Below are 6832 nucleotides of genomic sequence, written 5' to 3'. Positions count from 1 at the left end.
TGGCCGGTGATGGGGAAGTTCTCCACGGCCCGGAGGGTGTGGACGCCCCAGTAGGCGTCGGCGGGAACATCCCGGTCGCCGAGGAGGTCGTGTTCGGAGCGGAAATCCGGGCGTTCGTCGATCGAGGTCATGGCGGTCCTTACTGGGCGTCGGCGGCGTGGGAGGTTTCGGGGGTGGCGAGGAAATCGGCGGCCTGCAGGAGCCCGACGGGCCGCCCGCCGCCCAGCACAGGGGTCGCGGCGAGGTGCCCCAGGGACGAGGTGTCGACGTCGAGCGCCGCCAGGATCCGCACGGTGACGGGCATCCGGGCGCGGTCCCCGCCGTCGGAGATCTTCACGGCGACGGCGCGGCCGTCCGGGAGGCCCACCAGCTGGACACCCTCGAAGCCGTCCTTGGCCAGCAGGCCGGGGACCAGGCGCATCAGCGCGGTGACGTCCCGGTCCTCGCCCGCAACCATCACGGGGTGGCGGCGCATGGCGCGTGCGGCGGCGGCTTCCGCGCTGTCTCCGGATGCGCCCGGGCCGCCTGCCGCGGCCAGACGGCCGAACGCGCGGGCCATGCCGCGCAGGGTGAGCGCGAAGAGCGGGGTGCCGCAGCCGTCAGTGGAGGTGCGCTCCGGTTCCTCGCCGGTCAGCTCCGCCACGGTCCGGGCCACGAGCTGCTGCAGCGGGTGTTCCGGGTCCAGATAGCCGCGGACCGGCCAGCCGTTGATGACGCAGGTGGCAGCCATCGCTGCATGCTTTCCGGAGCAGTTCTGGGCCAGTTGGGTGGCCTTTCCGCCGCTGGCGAGCCATTCCTGGCGCTCGCGGGCGCCGTAGGGGAGGTCTGTGCTGTTCTCGAGGTCCTCCGGGGTCAGCCCGTGCAGGTCCAGGATGCGCCGCGCACCGTCGCGGTGGGCGGCGGCCCCGGAATGGCTGGCGGCCGCGAGGGCCAGGAGTTCGTCCGAGAGGTCCAGCCCGGCGCGGACCATGGCCACGGCCTGCAGCGGCTTCAGGGCCGAGCGCGGGTAGAACGGGGCGAGGGGCTCGCCGGCGGCCAGGAGGGTCCGGCCGTCCGCCGCCGTCGCGATCGCGGAGCCGTAGTGGACGCTCTCGACCAGGCCGTCGCGGGTCTGGACCGCAAGCGGGGCGTGCTGCGGGAGCCGCTCCGGGGCCAGCGGGGTCGGGAAGTGCGCGAGGGCAGGAGAAATCATTGCGTCCTTTGGCGGTGGAGTTGTTGGTATCTGGTCGGGTGCCGGCGCGGGTGTCCGGCGCCTGCCGTGCCTTTTGTTAGGAGTTGAGGATCGAGTCGAGGGCGACGCCAACGGCGTGGAGGTGTTGGCTCATGGCGATGCGCGCCGTCGCCGCGTCGCCGGCTTCGATGGCGGTCAGGATGCGCCGGTGTTCGTCGTCGGAAGCGTGCTTGCGGTCAGCCACCATGTTAAGGGTCTCGGACTGGTAGGCGAGGGCCTCGCGGATGTCCGCGACGACGTTTTCGAACACCTTGTTGCGGCTGGCCCGTGCGATCAACGCGTGGAAGCTGGAGTCCAGGCCCACCCATACTTCGGGATCGTCCTCGGCGGTCATCGCAGCGACGATGTCCCGCATGGTGTCCAGTTCCTCGTGCGATCGGCGTTCCGCGGCCAGCCCGGCGGCAGGAACCTCGATGTGGGGACGCGCCTCGGTGAGGTCGCGTGCCGAGTACTGGCCCAGGACCAGGTCCTTTGCCACGTGGTTGGCGACGACGAACGTGCCACGTCCGGTCCTGGTGACGGTCAGGCCCAGGGCGGTGCAGGAGCGCAGGGCCTCGCGCACCACCGAGCGGCTCACCCCGTACTGCTGGGCGAGCGTTGCCTCGGAGCTCAGCTTGGCGCCGACGCCGAGCTTGCCGGATTCGATGTCGAAGCGGAGGACGTTGAATACCGCTTCGGCCGCGCTGAGGCGGGCGAGGGGCTGTCCTGCTGTCCGGCTGTCTGACAGGTTCACGCTTTAAAATATGGCAGGGGTCACACCTGGTGTCAACTGTGACGACGGAACCTCACCCCCGGTTGGGTCAGATCCCGAGCGTCGCCAGGCTCTGCTGCAGCGTTTCTGCCGAGTGGTGGAGGGAGGCGAGTTCGCCGTCGTCCATGGGGGTGTCCAGCACCTTCAGGACGCCGCCGTGCCCCACGATGCTGGGCAGCGAGAGCGCCACGCCGGAGATTCCGTACTGCCCGTCCAGCAGCGTGGAAACCGGAAGGACCGCGTTTTCGGCGCGCAGCAGGGCCTCGACGATGCGTGTACCGGACAGGCCGATGGCGTAGTTGGTGGCACCCTTGCCGGCGATCACCTTGTACGCGGCCTGGGTCACCTCGCGCGCGGTCTCGGCCAGGAGTTCGGAGGAGAAAATCCGTTCGCCGTCGACGGTCCAGTTGCGGATGGGAACCGGGCCGATCGTGGCGCCGGACCAGATGGGGAACTCCGTGTCACCGTGCTCGCCCACCATGCTGGCGTGGACGCTGGTGAGTGAGACTCCTGCGCGTTCGGCCAGCAGCCAGCGGAGTCGGGAGGTATCCAGCACCGTGCCGGAGGAGAAGATGCGCGACGTCGGCAGGCCGGAGATCTTCTGCGCGGCGACTGTCAGGACGTCGCAGGGGTTCGTGACGAGCACATAGACGGCGTCCGGGGCATGCTCCAGCAGCCGGGGCATGAGGTCCTCGAGGATGCGGACATTCGTGCCGGCCAGGTCAAGGCGCGTCTGGCCCGGGGCCTGTTTGGCGCCCGCCGTCACAACCACGACGTCGGCGCCCTCCGTGGCGGAGATGTCGCCGCCGCCCGTGACGGTCGCCGCCGCGGCGGCGAACTGCGTCCCGTGGGCCAGGTCCAGCACCTCGGCCTCGGCCTTAATGGCGTTGACGTCGAACAAAGCGACGTGGCTGGCCGAGCCGCGGATCAGGGCCGCATAAGCGAGGGAGGTGCCGACGCTTCCAGCACCGACTACCGCCAGTTTTGAACCACTCTTCCCGGACATGATGCCCCTTTCGGGCTAGGTCTCCGGCGCGTCGGCCGGGTTTGCCGCGACCGACCCTGCGGTTTCGCCGCCGTCGATCACGAATTCGGCCCCGGTAACGAAGGAGGATTCGTCCGCGGCGAGGTAGACGGCGAGGTCCGCGACTTCCGTGGGCTGGCCGACCCGGTGCAGCGGGACGTGGCCGGTGTCGAAGGTCATGCCCTCCGTCATGGGTGTCTGGATGACCCCCGGGTGCACGGAATTGACGCGAATGCCCAGGCCGCCGAGGTCCAGGGCGGCGCTCTTGGTCAGGCCGCGGACCCCGAACTTTGACGCCGTGTACCCGGCGAGCTGTTCGTATCCGCGAAGTCCGGCGATCGATGAGACGTTGATGATGGCAGCGGAACTGGAGCGGGCCAGGGCCGGCACGGCGGCCTTGATGCCGTTGAAGACGCCGGTGAGGTTCACCTCGATGATCCTGGCCCACTGCTCGTGCGGATAGTCGTCGATCCTGCCGAAGTTCACTATTCCGGCGTTGTTGACCAGGATGCTGAGCCCGCCAAAGGCGCCGACGGCCTCGCCCACGGCCTGCTCCCAGTCCGCAGGCTTAGTCACGTCCAGGTGCACGTACCGGGCGTCGTCGCCCAGCCGGGCAGCCAGCGCAGCGCCCTCCTCGTCCAGGACATCGCCGACCACCACCTTGGCCCCTTCCTCCAGCATCCGGGTGGCCATGGCCCCACCGATGCCGCGGGCGCCGCCGCTGATCAATGCCACTTTGCCGTCCAGCCGTCCCATGGCTTGTCCTTCCGGGCCGCTCCGCGTTCGGGCACGGGCAGGCCGCCCGCCCTTGTCCAGCATCTCGTCGAGCCCCCGGCAGGGGCAGGGCCGTTGGACCCTAGGGGCGTGGACACCCCCTGCGCCGCCGGTACGAACGTGCCGAAATTGCTCTGTACTGGCTCGCCTGGCCGCCCTACACTGGGATTGTGAGGAAAACGGTACGTTCGTACCTATGAAGGCGGCCGATCGGGCGCATCGTGATTAACGGGGAGGCGGTCATGGGGAAGTCCTTTCCGGACCAGCTCGCTACCGAGGTCCGCGCGCGGCGCGCCTCGCTCCGGCTGGGGCAGCGTGAACTGGCCGAACTGGCCGGAGTCTCCGAACGCTTCGTCCGGTTCGTCGAACAGGGCAAACGCACCGTGCAGCTGGATTCCCTGCTTGCGCTCCTGGACACGCTGGGGCTGGAACTCCAGGTGCAGACACGCACCAGCGCGGCCGCCCGCGCCCTCGCCGGGCAGCGGGCCTCCGGGGAACTGCGGGCACCCGGGGAACCGGATCACGGTACGGACGTCGGGCCATGAGGCACCGCATCGCCGACGTCTACAAGGCCGGCGTCCTGGCGGCCCGGCTGGAACGGCACGACGGCGGCACCAGGTTTAGTTACCTGCCGGCGTATCTGGCGTCCGGGGCACCCGCGGTCGCGAGCTCCCTGCCGCTGACGGCGGACCCTGTGGTGTCAGCGGCGGGCGCGGCTCCGCCGTATTTCACCGGGCTTCTGCCGGAGGGTCGGCGGCTGAATGCCCTGCGCCGCTCCGTCAAGACCAGTGTGGACGATGATCTGTCGCTGCTCATCGCGGCCGGAGCCAATCCGGTGGGTGACGTGCAAATTGTGGGCCACGGGGAGAAGCTGGATCCGGACGAACACGCCGTCGAGCTTGAACCCGGAACGCCCGTGGATTTCGATGCCCTGCTGGGCGACTCGGGCCTGATCGACCCGGTGGCGCTCGCCGGCGTCCAGGACAAGCTGTCCGCAGGGATGATCTCCATGCCGGTGGCCAGTGCCGGCCGGCGCTACATCCTTAAGCTCAACGCGCCCGAGTTCCCGCACGTCGTCGAGAACGAATACGTCATGTTCCGCTACGCCGCGCGGCTGCGGATCCCGCTGAGCCGGGTCCAGCTGATCCGCGACGTCGCCGGCCGGCCTGGACTGCTCGTGGAGCGCTTCGACCGGGTGCCCATCTCAACGGCTGCGGCCGGCGCGCCGTCGAATGCCGTGCAGCGGCTCGCCGTCGAGGACGGGGCGCAGGTGCTGGGGCTGTACCCGGCCGACAAGTACAACGTGGGCTACGGGCAGGTGTGCCATGCGCTCGCGGCATACTGCGCGGCGCCGCTGCCGGCGCTGCGGAATCTGGCCCTCCAGGCGGCGTTCGCGTGGCTGACGGGCAACGGGGACCTGCACGCCAAGAATGTCTCCATGCTTCAGCAGCCGGGCGGCGAGTGGTCCATAGCGCCGGTGTACGACATCCCCTCCACCGTGGTCTACGGCGACAAGACGCTCGCCCTGACCCTGGACGGCAAGCGGACGGGAATATCCCGGAAGCACTTTTTGGGCTGGGCAGCGGGGATGGGGCTTACGGAGCGGGCCGCCGTTCAGGCGCTGGAGCTGGCGCTGAAGGCCGCGGGGCCGCTGCTGGCGGACCTCCAGGCGGGTACGGCGTTCAGTTCCATGACGAACGACGACGGCGCCTCGCCGTTTTCGACGGCCGTCACCCGCGATTGGCTCAAGGAGCTCAAACACCGGCGCAGGCTGATGGAGGGGTGAAGTCCTGGTCTTAGAGGTGCTGGATGCCGGCCCGCTGCATGGCGTCCCTGTAGACCTCAACGTTCTTGGCCAGGAGCTCTTCCTGCTTGGCGGGGGAAACGGCGAAGGCGCGGCCGCCAAGCGCGGTGGCTTTGTAGATCTTGACGCCGTGGTTCTTCAACGAGGAATGGTAGGTCTTCTCGAAGAGCGTCAGGAAGGAGTGGGCGTCGGCACCATGGGCAATGACCGCCGAGACGCGCTTGTTGATCTTCAGGAACTGGCGGAAGGGACGGAGTCCGTCCGTCTTCTCCTGGACATTCAGGGCCGAGGCGGCGTCCGGATCGCGGACCCACGGGTAGGCGTTCCAAGGCATTACGTAGCGGGGGTCCAGCTCTGCGGCCTCATAGATGGAGGTGGCGCGGCGGGCCGCTTCGTCGTCGTTGAAGTGCGAGACAAAGCCCGACTCCGTGCCCTTACCGGGGCTGATATGCAGGCTGACAATCCGGCATTCGTCCTCGTCATGGACGGGGTCGATGTAGGGGACCACGGATCCAGGCTTCTTTTCCATGAGCTCGTCGCACAGCTGCGTCACCGCGGCGATGTTCGGCTCCTGCAGCAGGGCCTTTTTTTCGTCCCAGTCAATCGTCACGATTTCTCCCTCAGCACTCGGCGTCCAGAATCAGGCGGCTTCCTCCACTCTACGCTTTCGCGGAAGAGCGTGTTTTTATGGCGGGGTCCAGAGGCTTTCTTCCTCTCGCCACGGTGGTGGGGCAGGCGTACGCTTAAAGCGCCTGCAGGTAACCACTTGATTAAGCCGGGTCGTTCTGGACATGCAAATGTCCGAGCCGTCTCATAGCGAGATCGCGAAGGTACCTGCAGGCCTTGCGTGTTGCCGCCGCACAAGGCAATGGGACAGTCCGTTCCCCTGGCTGAGGTTCAGTTTCCCGAGTGATAGCGGCAGGCCGCCATCACGGAGTCGATTTCTCAGATCTACGCGTTGACGACGCCGCCCCTTACTTTCGTCACATCCAGGCTGCCGATCAGCCCTGAGCGTTTGAGGGTTTTGGCGCGATGCCGCAGCCGGTGTCTTGGTCGTGGCCGCTCGGTAGCTTCCGTTCTGAGTGGCGTGCCCGGCAGGGGCGGGGCCGTGGACTGGTAGGTGTGGCCGGTGGGGGTGGTGAGCTGGATCGTGTGTCTGGGGCCGGGCCGGGGCTGGGCGTTCCAGCCGGGGGTTTCTTTGGTGTGGTTGCAGGCTTCGCAGAGTCCGGCGCCGTTGGTGCGCGTGGT

The 6832-nt window shown here is 68.4% G+C and carries 7 protein-coding genes and 1 pseudogene; 2 read left to right on the top strand and 6 right to left on the bottom strand.

Annotation, left to right across the window (positions count from 1 at the left end; translation table 11 throughout):
* Window positions 1-139: 139 nt before the first annotated feature.
* The 4 genes from BLR03_RS23710 to BLR03_RS23695 form a co-directional block, all read right to left on the bottom strand.
* Window positions 140-1192: an asparaginase gene (locus BLR03_RS23710; RefSeq protein WP_091256988.1), complete on the bottom strand. Its 1053-nt coding sequence runs from the start codon at window positions 1190-1192 to the stop codon at window positions 140-142.
* A 76-nt stretch (window positions 1193-1268) separates the two neighbouring features.
* Window positions 1269-1964, bottom strand: a complete 696-nt coding sequence (locus tag BLR03_RS23705) for a FadR/GntR family transcriptional regulator (protein ID WP_091256986.1) — start codon at window positions 1962-1964, stop codon at window positions 1269-1271.
* A gap of 67 nt (window positions 1965-2031) precedes the next feature.
* Window positions 2032-2988: an L-lactate dehydrogenase gene (locus BLR03_RS23700; protein WP_091256985.1), complete on the bottom strand. Its 957-nt coding sequence runs from the start codon at window positions 2986-2988 to the stop codon at window positions 2032-2034.
* Window positions 2989-3003: 15 nt separating this feature from the next.
* Window positions 3004-3762, bottom strand: coding sequence for a glucose 1-dehydrogenase (locus tag BLR03_RS23695; protein ID WP_091256983.1), 759 nt, complete (start codon window positions 3760-3762; stop codon window positions 3004-3006).
* 260 nt (window positions 3763-4022) lie between these two features.
* On the opposite strand from BLR03_RS23695, the gene BLR03_RS23690 reads away from it, so the two are divergent.
* Window positions 4023-4325 (top strand): type II toxin-antitoxin system Y4mF family antitoxin, encoded by a 303-nt coding sequence (locus BLR03_RS23690; RefSeq protein WP_091256989.1) that lies wholly within the window; start codon window positions 4023-4025, stop codon window positions 4323-4325.
* The gene (locus tag BLR03_RS23685) at window positions 4322-5566 is read left to right on the top strand and encodes a type II toxin-antitoxin system HipA family toxin (RefSeq protein WP_091256982.1); all 1245 of its coding nucleotides are present in this window, start codon (window positions 4322-4324) and stop codon (window positions 5564-5566) included. The genes BLR03_RS23690 and BLR03_RS23685 overlap by 4 nt, the downstream gene beginning before the upstream one ends.
* A 10-nt stretch (window positions 5567-5576) precedes the next feature.
* Here BLR03_RS23685 and BLR03_RS23680 read toward each other — a convergent pair whose 3' ends face one another.
* On the bottom strand, window positions 5577-6194 hold the full coding sequence (locus BLR03_RS23680; protein WP_091256980.1) for a uracil-DNA glycosylase family protein: 618 nt from the start codon (window positions 6192-6194) through the stop codon (window positions 5577-5579).
* A gap of 341 nt (window positions 6195-6535) precedes the next feature.
* Window positions 6536-6832 (bottom strand): annotated as a pseudogene (locus tag BLR03_RS23675) (hypothetical protein); the annotation flags it as partial.

It is taken from the genome of Arthrobacter sp. ok909, from assembly GCF_900104405.1.
In the GTDB taxonomy this organism is placed as follows: domain Bacteria; phylum Actinomycetota; class Actinomycetes; order Actinomycetales; family Micrococcaceae; genus Arthrobacter; species Arthrobacter humicola.
The sequence above is the reverse complement of the archived record's forward strand: the minus strand, read 5'-3'. Positions and strand labels throughout refer to the sequence as shown.